General features: G+C 73.1%; 14 protein-coding genes and 5 tRNA genes. 6 read left to right on the top strand and 13 right to left on the bottom strand.

Features of this window, described 5'->3' with window-relative positions:
• Positions 1-32: 32 nt before the first annotated feature.
• The gene (locus DXZ73_RS21465; protein WP_205519200.1) at positions 33-764 is read right to left on the bottom strand and encodes an SLATT domain-containing protein; all 732 of its coding nucleotides are present in this window, start codon (positions 762-764) and stop codon (positions 33-35) included.
• Between the two features lie 272 nt (positions 765-1036).
• Between DXZ73_RS21465 and purD the strand changes: the two genes are divergently transcribed.
• The 4 genes from purD to DXZ73_RS21445 all read left to right on the top strand — a co-directional run bounded on the left by purD (position 1037) and on the right by DXZ73_RS21445 (position 6947).
• Positions 1037-2287 carry a phosphoribosylamine--glycine ligase gene (gene purD, locus DXZ73_RS21460; protein WP_116215757.1) on the top strand — a complete coding sequence of 417 codons (1251 nt, stop codon included), beginning with the start codon at positions 1037-1039 and terminating at the stop codon, positions 2285-2287.
• A 289-nt stretch (positions 2288-2576) separates the two neighbouring features.
• Entirely contained in the window at positions 2577-4310 is a 1734-nt protein-coding gene (locus DXZ73_RS21455; protein ID WP_116212707.1) for a hypothetical protein, read from the top strand.
• 199 nt (positions 4311-4509) lie between these two features.
• A complete protein-coding gene (locus tag DXZ73_RS21450; protein WP_116212706.1) occupies positions 4510-5979 on the top strand; it encodes a N,N-dimethylformamidase beta subunit family domain-containing protein in 1470 nt (489 codons plus the stop codon).
• A gap of 68 nt (positions 5980-6047) precedes the next feature.
• Positions 6048-6947 (top strand): phosphoribosylaminoimidazolesuccinocarboxamide synthase, encoded by a 900-nt coding sequence (locus DXZ73_RS21445; RefSeq protein ID WP_116212705.1) that lies wholly within the window; start codon positions 6048-6050, stop codon positions 6945-6947.
• 242 nt (positions 6948-7189) lie between these two features.
• Here DXZ73_RS21445 and DXZ73_RS21440 read toward each other — a convergent pair whose 3' ends face one another.
• Together DXZ73_RS21440 and DXZ73_RS21435 are read right to left on the bottom strand one after the other, a co-directional pair.
• Positions 7190-8200, bottom strand: a complete 1011-nt coding sequence (locus DXZ73_RS21440) for an SDR family NAD(P)-dependent oxidoreductase (protein WP_116212704.1) — start codon at positions 8198-8200, stop codon at positions 7190-7192.
• Positions 8201-8229: 29 nt separating this feature from the next.
• Positions 8230-9405: a UDP-N-acetylglucosamine--N-acetylmuramyl-(pentapeptide) pyrophosphoryl-undecaprenol N-acetylglucosamine transferase gene (locus DXZ73_RS21435; RefSeq protein WP_116212703.1), complete on the bottom strand. Its 1176-nt coding sequence runs from the start codon at positions 9403-9405 to the stop codon at positions 8230-8232.
• A 137-nt stretch (positions 9406-9542) separates the two neighbouring features.
• Here DXZ73_RS21435 and DXZ73_RS21430 point away from each other — a divergent pair, with 137 nt between their 5' ends.
• Positions 9543-10235, top strand: a complete 693-nt coding sequence (locus tag DXZ73_RS21430; RefSeq protein ID WP_116212702.1) for a response regulator transcription factor — start codon at positions 9543-9545, stop codon at positions 10233-10235.
• The gene (locus DXZ73_RS21425) at positions 10232-11623 is read left to right on the top strand and encodes a sensor histidine kinase (RefSeq protein ID WP_116212701.1); all 1392 of its coding nucleotides are present in this window, start codon (positions 10232-10234) and stop codon (positions 11621-11623) included. Before DXZ73_RS21430 ends, DXZ73_RS21425 begins: the two co-directional genes overlap by 4 nt.
• Before the next feature lie 74 nt (positions 11624-11697).
• Here the strand turns inward: DXZ73_RS21425 and DXZ73_RS21420 are convergent.
• The 10 genes from DXZ73_RS21420 to DXZ73_RS21375 form a co-directional block, all read right to left on the bottom strand.
• Positions 11698-11770, bottom strand: a tRNA-Gly gene (locus tag DXZ73_RS21420).
• Between the two features lie 33 nt (positions 11771-11803).
• The gene (locus tag DXZ73_RS21415) at positions 11804-12397 is read right to left on the bottom strand and encodes a response regulator transcription factor (RefSeq protein WP_116215756.1); all 594 of its coding nucleotides are present in this window, start codon (positions 12395-12397) and stop codon (positions 11804-11806) included.
• Positions 12398-12486: 89 nt separating this feature from the next.
• Positions 12487-13893, bottom strand: a complete 1407-nt coding sequence (locus tag DXZ73_RS21410; RefSeq protein WP_240351432.1) for a sensor histidine kinase — start codon at positions 13891-13893, stop codon at positions 12487-12489.
• A 30-nt stretch (positions 13894-13923) separates the two neighbouring features.
• Positions 13924-14718, bottom strand: coding sequence for an ABC transporter permease (locus tag DXZ73_RS21405; protein ID WP_116212700.1), 795 nt, complete (start codon positions 14716-14718; stop codon positions 13924-13926).
• Positions 14718-15695: an ABC transporter ATP-binding protein gene (locus DXZ73_RS21400; protein ID WP_116212699.1), complete on the bottom strand. Its 978-nt coding sequence runs from the start codon at positions 15693-15695 to the stop codon at positions 14718-14720. Before DXZ73_RS21400 ends, DXZ73_RS21405 begins: the two co-directional genes overlap by 1 nt.
• Before the next feature lie 171 nt (positions 15696-15866).
• A tRNA-Gly gene (locus DXZ73_RS21395) sits at positions 15867-15939 on the bottom strand.
• A gap of 77 nt (positions 15940-16016) precedes the next feature.
• Positions 16017-16088, bottom strand: a tRNA-Gly gene (locus DXZ73_RS21390).
• Between the two features lie 56 nt (positions 16089-16144).
• Positions 16145-16216: transfer RNA gene (locus DXZ73_RS21385), tRNA-Gly, on the bottom strand.
• A gap of 56 nt (positions 16217-16272) precedes the next feature.
• Positions 16273-16344 (bottom strand) — tRNA-Gly (locus tag DXZ73_RS21380).
• 88 nt (positions 16345-16432) lie between these two features.
• Entirely contained in the window at positions 16433-16750 is a 318-nt protein-coding gene (locus DXZ73_RS21375; protein ID WP_116212698.1) for a histone-like nucleoid-structuring protein Lsr2, read from the bottom strand.
• Positions 16751-16856: the final 106 nt, after the last annotated feature.

The raw sequence follows: 16856 nt of genomic DNA, 5'->3' as shown, positions 1-16856 counted from the left end.
CGGCGACCGCCGCGGGGCTTCTTCGCACGAGGTCAGCGCGGTGACTCGGGCGGCCGCTGCCTCGGCATGTTCGGCCGGGTGCCGGGCGGCAGCGGGAAGCGCGGCAGCGGGCCGCCGCCCTCACCGCGCGGCCCCCACGACACCAGCGACTGCGTCACCAGCGGTGTCGGGCCCGCCCGGAACTCCACCATCCAGTCGGCCGTCTCGGCCCGTACGAGCTCCGAGACGTCCTCCGAGAAGCGCCTGAGGACCGTCAGGCAGCGCTCCGCCGCCTCGCTCGCCGTGCCCTCGGTCGGGCCGAGCACCTCGCGCACGCACTCGGAGGCCCAGTCGAACTGCAGGGCCTCCAGCCGCCGTTGCACGGCCTGCGCCGTCGCCACGGCCCGCATCCAGCCCGACGTAAGACCGAAATACCGGTCACCGGCCACACAGGCCACCGCACCGAGCAGCGCCAGGAATCCCCAGGCGGCGCCGGTGCGGACCACGTTCGTCAACTGGAGCAGCGGCAGGGCCGCGCCCACCGTCGCGCAGACCGCGGCGCAGATGCGCAGCGCCCGTGCCCAGCGGCGCTTCCAGGCGCGGTCCGCGAGATACCAGTCGACCAGATACAGCGCGCCGTTCTCCACCCATCGGTACAGCTCATCGAGACGCTCCGCGGGCTCCCCCCAGTCACCGAGTGGGAAGGCGCGGCCACGCAGGTCGCCCCGCTGCCTCCCACCCTGCTCGCGGGGGAGCCCCTCGGGCTGCATCTCCGGCTGACTCACCCGTGCACTCCCTCTGCCGCTACGGATCGCGAGCCACCTTCCTACCGCCGAACGGACGGTCTTGGACACAAGATCCATGCTTTTCCGTCCGTAATTGCTGAGGAATCCGGTATAGGCGCCAAACACACTCACCCGAAAGAGTGGGTGGACGGGACCGGGCCGTCGTCCCTCCGTCGTCCTCCCGCCGTCCCGTGCCGGAGAAGTGACGTTTCCGTACGCCCGCGCACCGGCCCCGGGAGTCGATCAGTCGACGAGGCAATAGGGTGACCGGTGTGAAGGTCCTCGTCATCGGCGGCGGCGCCCGCGAACACGCCCTGTGCCGCTCACTCTCCCTCGATCCCGACGTCACCGCGCTGCACTGCGCCCCCGGCAACGCCGGGATCGCCGAGGTCGCCGAGGTGCACCCCGTCGACGCCCTCGACGGCACGGCCGTCGCCGACCTCGCCGCGTCCCTGGACGCGGAGCTCGTGGTCGTCGGCCCGGAGGCCCCGCTCGTCGCGGGCGTCGCCGACGCCGTCCGCGAGCGCGGCATCCCCGTCTTCGGGCCGTCGGCCGAAGCGGCGCAGCTGGAGGGGTCCAAGGCGTTCGCCAAGGACGTCATGGCCGCCGCGAACGTCCCGACCGCCCGTGCCTACGTCTGCACCACCCCCGCCGAGATCGACGCGGCCCTCGACGCCTTCGGCGCACCCTATGTCGTCAAGGACGACGGGCTGGCCGCGGGCAAGGGCGTCGTCGTCACCTCCGACCTGGCCGCCGCCCGTGAGCACGCGCTCGCCTGCGGCCGCGTGGTCATCGAGGAGTTCCTCGACGGCCCGGAGGTCTCCCTCTTCGCCGTCACCGACGGCGTGACGGTCGTCCCGCTCCAGCCCGCCCAGGACTTCAAGCGCGCCCTCGACGGCGACGAGGGCCCGAACACGGGCGGCATGGGCGCGTACTCCCCGCTCCCGTGGGCCGACCCCAAGCTGGTCGACGAGGTCATGGAGTCCGTGCTCCAGCCCACCGTCGACGAGCTGCGCCGCCGGGGCACGCCCTTCTCGGGCCTGCTCTACGCGGGGCTGGCGATCACCTCGCGCGGTGTCCGCGTGATCGAGTTCAACGCGCGCTTCGGCGACCCCGAGACACAGGTCGTCCTGGCCCGCCTCAGGACGCCGCTCGCCGGGCTGCTGCACGCCGCCGCGACGGGCACCCTCGCGGCCCTGCCGCCGCTGCGCTGGAGCGACGGCGCGGCCGTGACGGTCGTCGTCGCTTCGCACAACTACCCCGGTACCCCGCGCACCGGCGATGTGATCGAGGGCCTGCCGGAGGTCGCGGCGCTGGACACGGCGTACGTCCTCCACGCCGGCACGGCCCATGACGCGGACGGCGCGGTGGTCAGCGCGGGCGGCCGAGTCCTGTCCGTGACGGCGACGGGCCCGGACCTGACGACGGCGCGCACCCACGCGTACGAGGGCGTCGACCTCATCCGCCTGGCGGGCTCCCACCACCGCACGGACATCGCGGCGAAGGCGGCGGCCGAACAGTAATTGCGGCGCGGCCGCGCACCGCAACCGGGCCGTACCCCACCCGTGTCAGAAGCCGTCCGGCAAGGGCAACGCCTTTGACCAAAGCCATTCCATCGGGTGACCGATTGCCCAATGAGCTGACGCACGCCGCACCCCCAACTAGGGTGCGGCGCAAGCCAAGTGCATCCGGCAACTGGCCCACCGGCATTGCGGTGTCAGTGGCCGGTGCCACAGTGGGGGGATAGGCAACGCACTCCGCGTTGCGTCCGCTGTCGCACTCCTCGGCGGAGCCCGGACAAGGCAACAGGGGGTGATCGGTCTCGTGGCAGGTCCTGAAGCAGGCGTGCTGGTCGCACGTGCCCAAGCCCTGGCGGTGCTGCGCATCCGCAGCACCGCGCTGGCCGTCGCCCTCCTGCCCGCCGCCGCGGCCGTCGTGCTGCTCGCGGGCATCGCCATGGGCCGCATCCCGGACGGCGGCGGCTGGAGCACGGCGCGCTGGGTGCTCGTCGGCGCGGCCGCCCTGGCCCTGGTGCTGGCGGCCGCCGTCGGCACGGTGGTCGTCCGGGCCAGGCCCGCGCTGAGCCCCACCGTCCCGATCCCCGAGGAGACGGCCCCCGATCTCTACCGGCTGGTCCGCGACCTCGCCGAGCGGCTGGACGTCCCGGCGCCCTCCGCCATGGCCCTCACCCCGGACTGCGACAGCTGGCTGGAGGACCGCACGCACCCCGCGCACGGCCCCCCGCACGGCATGCCGCGCACGTCGCGGCGCACGGGTGCCGCCCCGGTGCTGGTGATCGGATCGCCCTTCCTGTGGTGGATGCGCGTCGCCGAGCTGCGCGCCCTGCTGGCCCCGGTCGTCGCGGGCACGGGTCCGTCCGCGCACCCCGACATAGCCGCGGCCCGCCGCTTCGTCCGGGGCCTGGATGCCGCCGTGGCCGTCGCCGCGGGGCGCCCGGCCCTCGCCTTCGTCGGGGGCGTCGCCCGGCTCCTGCTGCACTCCTGCCGGGACCACGCCGCGGAGATGGAGCGCGGGGTGGCGGCCGCCGCCTCGGAGCGCGCCCAGGCCGTCGACTACGGTCTGCGGATCGTCGCGCAGGAGCAGGTGGGCCTCGCCTACGCCGGCTGGGACCGGCTGCTGAACCGCGTGGCACTGCCCGCCTGGCGGATGGGCCGCTGGCCCTCCCGGCTGGACGCCGGCGTCGTCTCCGCCCTCACCGAGCTGTCCCGCCGCGACCGGCTCGCCGAGGGCTTCGCCTCGCGGCTGGGCGAGCGGCCCGCCTGCGATCTGCTGGAGGAGCCCGGCGCGATGGACGAGGCGGCCTCCCTGCTGGCCGCCCGCCTCTTCCACGGCGGCCCCGCCATGGCGGGACCCGACTGGTCGCCGGTCGCCTGGAGCCAGTATCCGGAGGAGGTCGTGGACCGTAAGTGGCGGCTGGAGGCGGCCCGCCTGCACCGCGTCCTGGACGACATCCCCTGCCCGTATCCGGGCCCCGTGCCCGGGCCGGTCCCGGACGGCCTCCCGGGAAGCGCCCCCGAGCCGGTTCCCGCCGGCCCCGGCCAGGACCTCGCCCCGGCCGCCCCCTCCACGGGCACCGCCGCCCCCACTGTGGCCCGGGTCCTGGAGCGCCTCACCGGCCCCGCGTGCGGCGGGGTCGCGGAGGAGCTGGGGGCGCGGCTGAGCGCCGAGGTGGCCCGGGAGGCCGCCCGGGAGGAGACCGCCGTGGACCGCGCCGCGTTCGGCTCGGCGGCCGAGCCCTGGCTCGACGGGCTCACCCCGCTCTTCCCGCTCCAGCCGCCCCGCAGCGGCCGGGAGCTGCTCACCGACCATGTGACGGCCATGGTGTGCTGCGCCGCCGTCGACACCGCCGGGGCCCGCCCCGGCCTGGACTGGCTGGACGGCCCGGCCCTGCTGGTCGGCGGCGTCCGCCGCGCCGACCTGACGCGCACGGTCCTGAGCCTGATCGAGGACGGCGACGCCGAGCCGCTGCGCGCCTGGCTCTGCGAGGTCGGCGTGCGACCCGAAAAACCGGTCCGCCTGGTGTGAGGGCCCGTGCCGTCCCGCGCCCGCCCACCGTGACCGGGCCCCCGCCCGCCCGGCCGCCCGCCGGAAAAAGTGCGACAGGCCGTGACGGTGCGGGTGCGCCATGTGATGTGCTGGGGGTCACCGGGTGCGGCCGCCTCGCGGCACACCGGACCGGATGACGGAAATGCGTACGCGTCGGGGGCACAGGGGAGGGAGCGCGATGGGGACGGACCGGATCCGCCGCTGGGAGTCGGGGGCGCTCGCACACGCCGTCTCGGACCCCTTCGGGCAGGGCCCGCTGCCCTGGCTGCGCGACAGCGAGTCCTATGTCGACGAGTCGGGCCGGATGCTCGCCTGGTACGCCGAGAGCCACGTCCCCGACCGGCGGCGCGCGTCCCGCGTCCCCGTGCCGCGCACCGCAGACGACGTGCGCCGGCAGATCAAGGGCTTCGCGTCCAACAGCGCCGTCGCCCCCGGCGAGGCCATGGACTTCCGCATCACGGTGGACCCGCCGCAGCGCTTCAGCGTGGACGTCTACCGGGTCGGCCACTACGCGGGCGACGGCGCCGCGAAGATCACCACCAGCCCCCGGCTGTCCGGCATCGTCCAGCCCGCGCCGCTCACCGTCGACCGCACGGTCTCCTGCCACCACTGGTGGCTGTCCTGGCGGCTCCAGATCCCCGGCTACTGGAGCCTCGGCGCCTATGTGGCCGTCCTGACCACCGCCGACGGCCACCGCAGCCACATCCCGTTCCTGGTCCGCGACAGCCGCCCCGCAGACCTGCTGCTCGTCCTGCCCGACATCACCTGGCAGGCGTACAACCTCTACCCCGAGGACGGCCGCACGGGCGCGAGCCTCTACCACGCCTGGGACGAGGACGGACAGCTCCTGGGCGAGGACGAGGCGGCCACCACGGTCTCCTTCGACCGCCCCTTCGCGGGCGCGGGCCTGCCGCTCCACGTGGGCCACGCCTACGACTTCATCCGCTGGGCCGAGCGCTATGGCTACGACCTCGCCTACGCCGACACCCGCGATCTGCACGCGGGCCGTGTCGATCCCTCCCGCTACCGCGGCCTGGTCTTCCCCGGCCACGACGAGTACTGGTCGCCCGCCATGCGCCGCGCCGCCGAGCTGGCCCGCGACTCCGGCACGTCGCTGGTGTTCCTGTCCGCGAACACCATGTACTGGCAGTGCGAGCTCGCCCCCTCGCCGGCCGGCCCCGACCGCCTGCTGACCTGCCGAAAACGTCGCGGGCCAGGCCGCTCCGCGCTCTGGCGCGACGCCTCGCCCGCCGAGCAGCAACTGCTGGGCATCCAGTACGCGGGCCGGGTGCCCGAGCCGTCCCCCATGGTCGTCCGCAACGCCGGCCACTGGCTGTGGGACGCCACCGGCGCGGGCGAGGGCGACGAGCTGCCGGGCCTGGTCGCGGGCGAGGCCGACCGCTACTTCCCCCGTACGGCCCTGCCGCAGCACACCCGTCGCATCCTGCTGGCCCACTCGCCGTACGAGGACGCCGAGGGCGTCGGACGCCACCAGGAGACCTCGCTCTACCGCGCCCCCAGTGGCGCCCTGGTCTTCGCCTCGGGCACCTTCGCCTGGTCCCCCGCGCTGGACCGGCCCGGCCATGTCGACGCCCGCGTCCAGCGGGCCACGGCCAACCTCCTCGATCGCATCTGCAAGCGCTGCTGACCCTCGTCGGACCGCGCGCCCGGCGTACGGCAGAATCGTGGTGCTTGGACAAACCACCAGGAGGACGCGTGTCCGGATTCGTAGAGAAGCCCGAACCGGTCGAGGTGCCCGGCCTTGTGCACCTGCACACCGGCAAGGTCCGCGACCTCTACCGCGACGAGGCGGGCCGGCTGGTGATGGTCGCCTCCGACCGGATGTCGGCCTACGACTGGGTGCTGCCCACCGAGATCCCGGACAAGGGCCGGGTGCTCACCCAGCTCTCCCTGTGGTGGTTCGACCGGCTGACCGACCTGCTCCCGAACCACGTCCTGTCCACCGAGCTGCCCGCCGGCGCCCCCGCCGACTGGGCGGGCCGCACGCTGATCTGCCGGTCCCTGGACATGGTCCCCGTCGAGTGCGTGGCCCGCGGCTATCTGACCGGCTCCGGCCTCGCGGAGTACCGGCAGACCCGCACCGTCTGCGGGCTCGCCCTCCCCGAGGGCCTCACCGACGGCTCCGAGCTGCCGTCCCCGATCTTCACGCCCGCCACGAAGGCGGCCGTCGGCGAGCACGACGAGAACGTCTCCTACGAGGAGGTGGCCCGGCAGGTCGGCGCGGAGACCGCCACGCAGCTGCGCCAGGCGACGCTCGCCGTCTACGGCCGGGCCCGCGACATCGCCCGGGACCGGGGCATCGTCCTCGCCGACACGAAGTTCGAATTCGGCTTCGCGGACGGCGAGCTCGTGCTCGCGGACGAGGTGCTCACCCCGGACTCCTCCCGCTTCTGGCCGGCGGAGGAGTGGGAACCGGGGCATGCGCAGCCGTCCTTCGACAAGCAGTTCGTCCGCGACTGGCTCTCGTCCCCGGAGTCGGGCTGGGACCGCCACGGCGAGTTGCCGCCTCCGCCGCTCCCTCCGGAGGTCGTGGAGCGGACGCGGTCGAAGTACGTCGAGGCGTACGAGCGCCTGACGGGCCTGAACTGGTCGTAGAACCGCCTGCGGCAGGCTTTTTCCCCAGCCCCGCCCCTTCCCGAAACCGGGGAGACCCCGGACCCCCAGCGCCCTGCGGGCGCGTCCTCAAACGCCGGACGGGCTGGATTCCGCGGACCGTAGCCAGCGAATTCAGCCTGTCCGGCGTTTGAGGACAGCGCGCGGAGCGTGCTTCGGGGTCTGGGGCGGAGCCCCGGTTTCGGGAAGGGGCGGGGATGGGGAACGAAAACCCCGCCCCAGCCTCACACCTGGTACCGATCCGCCGCGAAGAGCCGCAGATTCGACCGCACCCAGTCCGACGTCCGGGCGAGTCCTTCCTCCAGCTCGACCACCGGCTGCCACCCCGCCCAGTCCCGCGCCCGCGAGTTGTCCGAGAGCAGCCGCTCGACCTCGCTGCCCGCAGGCCGCAGTCGCGTCTCGTCGACGACGACCCGGGCCGGCCGCCCGGAAGCCCGGATCAGCGACTGGGCGAGATCGCCGATGGCGATCTCGCGGCCGGTGCCGAGGTTGACGGCGTGCCCGATCGCCCGGTCGCACTCGGCCAGTGCGAGGAATCCTTCCGCCGTGTCGGTCACATAGGTGAAGTCCCGTGTCGGTGTGGTCGATCCGAGCCGGATCTCTTCCGCGCCGGAGTGCAGCTGGGCGAGGATCGTGGGGATCACGGCGCGTGCGGACTGCCGGGGTCCGTAGGTGTTGAAGGGCCGCACGACGGTTACCGGCAGCTCGAAGGAGTGCGCGTAGGACAGCGCCAGCATGTCCGCGCCGATCTTCGACGCGGAGTACGGCGACTGCGGCTGCAGCGGGTGGTCCTCACGGATCGGCACGGTGAGCGCCGTCCCGTACACCTCGCTGGTGGAGGTGTGCACCATGCGTCGCACGCCGTGGCGGCGGCAGGCGGCGGCGACGTTCTCCGTGCCGGCCACATTGGTCTGCACGTACGCCTCCGGGGAGGCGTAGCTGTACGGGATGCCGATCAGCGCGGCGAGGTGGAAGACGGTGTCGCACCCGGCGACGGCGTCCATGACGCGTCCGGCGTCGCGGACGTCACCGGCGAGTGTCTCCACGGGCGAGCCGGGCCCGAGGTAGCGGGCGAGGTGGCCGCGCTCGGCGTACGGCTTGTAGTGCACGAGCACCCGCACGTGCGCGCCGCGCTCCACCAGCAGGTCGACGAGCGTGGACCCGATGAACCCTTCGGCCCCGGTGACGAGGACGGTACGGCCGTGCCAGCTCTGTGCGTTGGCAGTCGAGGACATGAGAAGTTCCTTTCGGATGCGGGAAGTCGTCATGCGGCGCGCAGGCGCGCCGCCGGCGGCGCTGCCGCGTGTCCGGCGAGGCGCAGCACCCAGGCCGCCATCAGGTCGGCGGCGATCGTGTGCGTGCCCGGGTCGGCTGCCGCGCTCATCGCGGCCAGCCGCGCCGGGTCGGCGAGCAGCGGCCCGATCAGCTCGGCGAGCCGGTCGCCGTCCGTCTCGCCGTCGGGGAGCAGCAGCCCGGCCCCGGCGTCGGAGAGCACACGGGCGTTGTGGGTCTGGTGGTCGTGGGGCGCGTGGGGGTACGGGACCAGCACCGCGGGCACCCGTACGGTCGCGAGTTCCGCCACCGTCGCCGAGCCCGCGCGGCACACCACGAGGTCGGCCGCGGCATAGGCGAGGTCCATCCGGTCCAGATAGTCGACCGCGGTCGCGACACGGTCGCCGCCCTCGGCGGCCAGCCGGGCCCGGGTCGCCGCCAGGGCCTGCGGACCGGTCTTGATCACCAAGTGGACATCGGACCGCCCACGCCACCGCCCGGCCAGCCGCACAGCGGCCTCGGTCAGCCGCGCGGCGCCCAGGCTGCCGCCGTTGAACAGCACCATCCGCGCCCCGTCGGGCACCCCGAAGGCCCGCCGGGCGGGCTCGCGCAGCGCCGCCCGGTCCAGCCCGGCGACCGCGCCGACCAGAGGCATCCCCACCGTCTCGGCGCGGGCGCCCGCGCGGGCCGCGAGGTGGCCGCGGGTCCGGTCGAAGGCGAGGGCCACATGCGGGGTGAGGGCGGTGGCGAACCGGTTCGCACGGCCCGGCACCGCGTTGGACTCGTGGACGAGCGCGGGCCGCCCCGCCATCCGCGCGCCCAGCACGGCGGGGGCGCTGGGATAGCCGCCCATGCCGACGACGACGTGCGCGCCCTGCTCCTCGATCACCCGCCGCGCCTGCATGCCGGAGCGCAGCAGATCGGCGGGCAGCAGGAAGCGGCGCGAGCCGAGCGAGCGGTCGAAGGGGATCATGTCGACCGTGTGCAGCCGGTATCCGGCCCGGGGGATCAGGCGGGTCTCCAGCCCGCGCTCGGTCCCGACAAAACTGACGACCGCGTCCGGCACGGCGTCTCGAATCGCGTCGGCGACAGCGAGCCCCGGGTAAATGTGCCCACCGGTCCCGCCCGCGCCGATGACCACGGAAAGTGTGTCGCGTGCGTTTGCCATGTGGGGCAGCGTGCGGACGCGCTCTAAGAGCCTTTTAAATCCGGCCCCGGCTGCCCGGGGCCCGCTTGTCCTAAGAGCCCTCTCAGACTGCCTCTGACAAGGTAGGTGATCAGTACGCGCACCCCGCCGGAGGCGAAATGGCCGAGACGAGCGTCCTCGTCGTCGACGACGACCCCGAAGTACGAGCCGCGGTAGTGGACGGGCTCACAGTCGAGGGCTACGCGGTGCGCTCCGCCGCGGACGGCCTGGAGGCCCTCTCCTCCGTCGCCGCCGACCCGCCCGCCGCCATCGTCCTCGACCTCGCCATGCCCGTGCTCGACGGCCTCGCCGTGTGCCGCAGGCTGCGCGGGGTCGGCGACCGTACGCCCGTGCTCGTCCTCACCGCGCGCGACGCCGTCTCCGACCGGGTCGCGGGCCTGGACGCGGGGGCCGACGACTACCTCGTCAAACCCTTCGCCCTGGACGAGCTCCTCGCCCGCCTGCGGGCGCTGCTCCGCCGCGCGGCGCCCGTCGAACCCACCGAGGAGAGCGGCGAATTGGCATTCGCCGACCTCACCGTGGACCCGGAGACCCGCACCGGCAGACGCGGTGACATCCCGCTGGAATTCACCCGCACCGAATTCGCCCTGCTCGACGTGCTGATGCGGCACCCGGGCCAGGTGCTGCCGCGTGAGGTCATCCAGGAAAGGGTCTGGGGCACCGATTTCGGCCCTGACTCCAATTCCCTCGCCGTCTACGTCGGTTATCTGCGGCGCAAACTGGAAGCGGGCGGCGCGCCCCGCCTCGTCCACACCGTGCACGGCATCGGTTACCGGCTGGCGGAGCGGTGAGAGCGCTGCGCGCGCGCCTCCTCGGCCGCAGGCCCCTGCGCGCCCGGCTGGCGCTCGTCACCTCCGCGGCCGTCGCGCTCGTCGCCCTCGGCGTGCTCGCCGCCGCGTACGTCGTGATCCGCTACGAACTCGTGCGCCAGCTCGACCTCCAGCTGAAGCAGCAGGCCGGGATCATGTCCCAGCAGAGCCACGGCGGAACCGGGGTGCTCTACGGCGAGTGCAACTGGCTCGCCGCCCCCGCCTGCGCCCAGATCGTCCGCGCCGACCCCGCCGCACCGGGCCAGGGCGGCCTCGTGCTGCCGGTCACGGGGGCCACGCGCCGCGTCGCGGCCGGGACGCTCGGCGAGTTCTACAGCAACATCACCCTCGGCGGCCGTGACATGCGGATGTTCACCATGCGCCTCAGGGACGACCGGGCCCTCCAGGTCGCGGCCCGCTCCGACACCGTCGACCAGGGCGTACGGCAGGCGGGACTGCTCCTCGCCGGGGTCGGCGGCGCCGGGGTGCTGCTCGCGGCGGCCCTCGGCTACTTCGCGTCCCGTACGTCCCTGCGGCCCGTGACCCGGCTCACGGCCACCGCCGAACGCATCGCCGCCACCCGCGACCCCGCCCACCGCATCGAGCTGCCGCCCTACGAGGCGCGCCGCCAGGACGAGATCACCCGCCTCGCGACCAGCTTCAACACCATGCTGGGCGAGCTGGAGGAGGCCGTCGCCGCCCAGCGCCGCCTCGTCGCCGACGCCTCCCACGAGCTGCGCACCCCGCTGACCGCGCTCCGCACCAACGCCGAGCTCCTCGCCCGCGCCGAACGGCTCTCGCCCGCCCAGCGGGACCGGGCCTCCGCCGCCCTCGGCCGGCAGCTCCGCGAGGTCACCGGCCTGGTCAACGACCTCATCGAGCTCGCCCGGGACGAGGAGCCGCAGCAGCTCGTCGAGCAGGTCCGGCTGGATCTGCTGGCCGAACGCTGTGTGGCCGCCGCGCGCGGGCACTGGCCGAACACCCCCTTCACCGCCGACCTGGACACCGCGGGCGCCGTGACCGTCCCCGGCGTCCCGGCCCGCCTCGCGCGGCTGCTGTCCAACCTGCTCGACAACGCGGCCAAGTTCAGCCCGCCCGGCGCGATGGTCGAAGTGCGGCTGGAGCGCACGGAGCACGGCCTCGACCTCACGGTCCGCGACCACGGCCCCGGCATCTCCACCGAGGACCTGCCCTATGTCTTCGACCGCTTCTACCGCTCCCGGCAGGCCCGCGCCCTCCCCGGCTCCGGCCTCGGGCTCGCCATGGCCCGCCAGATCGCCCGCGCGCACGGCGCCGAGCTGACGGCGGAGCGGGCGGAGACGGGCGGCGCCCGCTTCCGGCTGAGCTTCCCCACCGGATCACCGGGCTGACGTCACCGGGCTGAAATCATCGGGCGGAGCACGACGAAGGCCCCGATCATCATGATCGGGGCCTTCGTTCACCGAGCGGACGACGAGACTCGAACTCGCGACATCCACCTTGGCAAGGTGGTGCTCTACCAACTGAGCTACGTCCGCATTGCGCCGCGCTGTCGTGCGGTGCGTGCACCACTATAGCCAACCCTGAGCACGTGCGATGCGCGCGGCCGCGTGACGGTTCTCGACGCCGAGCTTCGCGACGGCCGCCGAGAGGTAGTTCCGGACCGTCCCGGGCGTCAGCGAGGCGCGCTCCGCGATCTCCGCGACCGGCGCCCCATCCTCGGCCAGCTCCAGCAGTTCCGCCTCCCGCGCGGTCAGCGGGGAGTCGCCCGCGCTGATCGCGTCCGCCGCCAACTCCGGGTCCACATAGCGGCTTCCGCCGTGCACGGTCCGGATGATCTCGGCGAGCCGCCGCGCCGAGACGGTCTTGGGCACGAACCCGCGCACCCCCGCCTCCAGCGCCCGCTTCAGATGCCCGGGACGGCCGTGACCGGTCACGATCATGGTGCGGCAACCGGGCAGTTCGGCCCGCAGGGATGTGGCCACCATCACACCGTCCAGCCCTGGCATTTGGAGATCCAGTACAGCCACGTCCGGCCGGTGGGCCCGGGCCATGGCCAGCGCCTCCGGCCCCGAGGCGGCCTCCGCGACCACCTGGAGATCGTCCTCCAGCCCGAGCAGCGCGGCCAGCGCTCCCCGGATCAGATGCTCGTCGTCCGCCAGCATCACCCGTACGGGCGGAGGCCCGTCGTTGACGCCCGCGCCCGGTATGGGACCGCCCGCACTCCCCGCCGCGCCCGCACCCATGTCGTCCGTCACGCTGTCCCTCCGTGCCCCGCACCCGTGGCCACTCTCGGCGGCGCACCGCCTCCGTCGCCCCCACACGCTCCGCCCGGCGACAAGCCGCCCCCTTCCGAGGCGGAGCCACCACCCGCCGGGGACGAGCCGCCTCCCGGCCTGCCCCCGCCTGCCGTGTCACGCGCCGTGTCACGCAGGGGCGTCTCCCCGCCGGTCAGCGGGACCTCCGCCGTCACGCGGAACATCCTCACCCCGCGGCGCTCCGCGGTGATCGTGCCGCCCAGTGCGTCCAGCCGCTCCCGCAGCCCCGCCAACCCCGAACCGCCGTCGGTGCCCGCCCCCGGGCTCCGGTCCTGCACCCCGTCGTTCTCCATGACGAGCACCGCCGCGTCGTCGACGATCCGCATCCGTACCGCGCACCGCCCCGCGTCCGCGTGCCGCAGCACATTCGTCGTCGCCTCGCGGACCACCCAGGCCAGCGCCGACTGCACCGGCGCCGGCAGCTCACGGCCCGCCGAGTCGTCGATGCGGCAGTCGATGCCCGCCGCGGACAGCACGCCCCGGGCGCCCGCCAGTTCGGTGCGCAGATCCGCTTCGCGGTAGCCGCGGACCACCTCGCGGACCTCCCGCTGCGAGTCCTGGGCCAGCCGCTGCACCTCCGCCATCTGCTCCAGCGCCGCCGCCGAACCCCGCTGCGCCAGCTGCACGGCGAGCTCGCTCTTGAGGGCGATCACCGCGAGATTGCGCCCCATGACGTCGTGCATGTCGCGCGAGAACCGCAGCCGCTCCTCCGCGACCGCCAGCCGCGCCTGCGCCGTACGGGCCGCCTCCAGCTCCCACAGCACGGAGAGCATCCACGCCGACGTGCGCATCACGGTCAGGCTCCACACCCCGGTGAACACGACGAACACGGCCACCACGAGCGCCCCCGCCGGCTGCCCGCCCACCAGGACGACCCCGACGCCCGTCACCACGGCCGCCAGCACGCAGACGGCGAGATACCGGCGGATGCGGACCAGGGTGCTGAACGAGCCGAACGCGATCAGCCCGCCCGCCTGGAGCATCATGGCCGAAGAGGATATGTAGGTCAGCCCCTCGACCCGGACCTTGACGACGAAGACGGCCACGAAGGCGAGGAACAGCACCGCGGAGACGGCCACCCCCCACCACGGCGCGGGCCGCTTCCACAAATAGTGGTCCAGACACCGTCGGGCCAGCGTGATGTGGTGCACGCAGTGGACGAGGCAGATCCCCAACAGCAGCCATCCCAGCGGCTGGGAGCCGCTCAGCAGTTGGGCTCCATTGGCCAGCGGAAAGATGAAGGGCACCACGCAGATGGTCATCCGCGAATAGAAATCGACCTGCGCGACCCTGCTCCAGCTCCGCCACTCCCGCAGCCGTCTGCCCACGTGCGCGCCCCCCATCGTTCATCGATCACCCGCCGCCCGGCAGGCTCACCTCCGCGGCTCCCAGCGGAACCACCGCCGTACAGCAAACACGCCCAACGCCACCCAGACCAACGCGGTCAGCACATCCCGCAGGGCATCGACCGCGTCCACCCCGCCGAGCCAGCCACCACGCATCAGCTGCATCGCCGGAGTAAGCGGCAGCAGTCGGCATATCTGCGCGACGCCGTCCGGCATCGCCTCCAGGGGCACGACCAGACCCGAGCCCGCCATCGAGATCAGGAACAGGGGAGTGGTCACGAACTGTGCCCCCTCGACCGATTTGGCCCAGGCCGCGGTGGCCGCGGCCAGCGTGACGCACAGGACGACCCCGAACACCAGGCCCGCCAGGAGCAGTTCGGGCCGGTGCACCGCCCCCAGCTTCAGCCAGACGACACCCGCCACCACCAGCAGGACGCACTGGGCGAGCGCGACGAGCACCGCCGGTATCGCCGTGCCCGCCAATATCTCCACGTCACTCGCCTCGCCCGTGCGGAGCCGCTTGAGGACCAGCTCCTCCCGGCGCGCGACATAGGCGGTGACCAGGTTCTGATAGACGGCCAGGACCAGCACGAAGCCGAAGCCCCCGGTGACCGACACGGCGGCGACCGACATCCCGGCCTTGTCGAGATCGACCCCGGCGACCACGCTGTGCATCGCGTAGACCATCACGGCGGGCATCAGCAGTCCCATATACAGCGCGGTCTTGCTCCGCCCGAGCAGGGTCAGCTCCGCCCGCCCCAGCGCCAGCACCCGCGATCCCGCCGTGGACACCATTGTGGACATCGTCGTGGACACCGCCATCACTCGCCCCTCCCCGCACCGGCTCCCACAGCCGCACCCGCACCCGTGCCCGCGCCCGCTATGGCCAGGAACGCCTCCTCCAGGGAGGCCGTCCGCGCGTCCAGCCCTTCCAGCTCTATGTCCTTCTCCCGCGCCCAGACCAGCAGCCCGGTCAGGGTCCGCTGCAACTCCCGTGTCTGGAGCTCTATCCGCCCCTCGGTCTCCTCGTGCCGCACGACGCCCAGCTCGGCGAGGGGCGGCAGGTCGCCGACGAACCAGCCCACCGGCATGGCGAAGCGGATCCGGGCCGGATAGGCGCCGATGACCTCGCCGGGCGCCCCGGACGTCACGATCCGGCCCTCGCGCATGATCGCGAGCCGGTCCGCGAGCGCCTCGGCCTCCTCCAGATAGTGGGTGGTCAGCAGCACGGTCGTGCCCTCCTCGCGCAGCCGGCGCACCAACTCCCAGGTGGTGTGCCGGGCCTCGGGGTCCAGACCCGTCGTCGGCTCGTCGAGGAAGAGCACCTCGGGGCGGCCGAGCAGGGCCAGCGCGAGGTCGAGCCGCCGCCGCTCGCCGCCGGACAGCTGCTTGATCCGCACATCACCGCGCCCCACCAGCCCGACCAGGCCGAGCGCCTCCCCGACGGGCCGTGCGCCGGTGGTGCAGCCCGCCCACATCCGCACGGTCTCCGTGACGGTCAGATCGGAGGGGAAGCCGCCCTCCTGGAGCATCACCCCGACCCGCGGGCGGACCGCGCTCCGCTCCTCGAACGGATCGTGGCCCAGCACCCGCACCCGCCCGCCGCTCGGCCGGGCCAGGCCCTCCAGCAGCTCGACCGTGGAGGTCTTGCCGGCGCCGTTGGTGCCGAGCAGGGCGAACAGCTCGCCGCGCGCCACGGTGAAGGAGACGCCCCGCACCGCCTCGAACCCCTTGTCACCCTCCGGGCCGTAGCGCCGCCGCAGCTCCGAGACCTCGATCACACTGTCCCCGATATCCATGTCTCAAGGCTCCCGGCCGATCCGGCCCCGAGGCAGTGCGAGCTGTCATGACCTCGGATGACGGATGTCATGTGGCACGGGAAGGGCGCCGCCCGCGATGCGCACCGGGCGTGCGGCGCCCGGGGATACGACGAAGGCCCCGATCATGTTGATCGGGGCCTTCGTTCACTGAGCGGACGACGAGACTCGAACTCGCGACATCCACCTTGGCAAGGTGGTGCTCTACCAACTGAGCTACGTCCGCATGCTGCCGACCGGCTCTCACCGGGCGGTGCGAACACCACTGTACCGGAACCACAGGAGTGGTCGGTACGTGATGAGAGCGGGTGACAGGAATCGCACACTGCGCCTCCCCCTTGGAAAGGGGGCGCTCTACTACTGAGCTACACCCGCATGAGTCGCCACGCGCGGCCGGTCCACGGATGTGGGACGACCGTCGGAACGATCAGAGCGGGTGACAGGAATCGCACACTGCGCCTCCCTCTTGGAAAGAGGGCGCTCTACTACTGAGCTACACCCGCAAGCGTCGCACCGGACAGCCGGTCCACGGATGTGGAACGACCGTCGGAACGATGAGAGCGGGTGACAGGAATCGCACACTGCGCCTCCCCCTTGGAAAGGGGGCGCTCTACTACTGAGCTACACCCGCATGACCCCGAAGTCCCGGCGGTTTCCCGTCCGTTCCCCTCGGCGTGATCCAAACTCTAGCTGATCAACAGGGGTGCTTGGCAACTCCGTCAGTCGGCGGCGTTGAAGGCCTCGTAGACCCGCTTGGGGATGCGGCCGCGCGGCGGTACGTCCATGCCGTGCGAGCGGGCCCAGGCGCGCACCGCGGAGGGGTCGGGCGCCACGGAGGTGTGGCGGTAGACCTTCCCGGAGCGGGACTGCTTGCGGCCGGCATCCACGAAGGGTGCGAGCGCGACGCGCAGTTTCTTCGCATTGGCAGTGTTGAGGTCGATCTCGTACGACTTGCCGTCGAGTCCGAAGGAGACCGTCTCCGCGGCTTCCCCGCCGTCGATGTCATCGGAGAGCGTGACCACTACGCGCTGTGCCACGAATATCGGTCCTTTCAGCGGGCGTCACCGCGTCGATCTGCGGTGACGCGAGGGTTCCGGATGTCCCGGATCAATGATTATTCATTTGTACAACGAAGGCCATTGC

The organism is Streptoverticillium olivoreticuli subsp. olivoreticuli (assembly GCF_003391135.1).
GTDB classification, from domain to species: Bacteria; Actinomycetota; Actinomycetes; order Streptomycetales; family Streptomycetaceae; genus Streptomyces; species Streptomyces blastmyceticus.
This window is presented reverse-complemented; position numbering and strand designations above follow the sequence as displayed.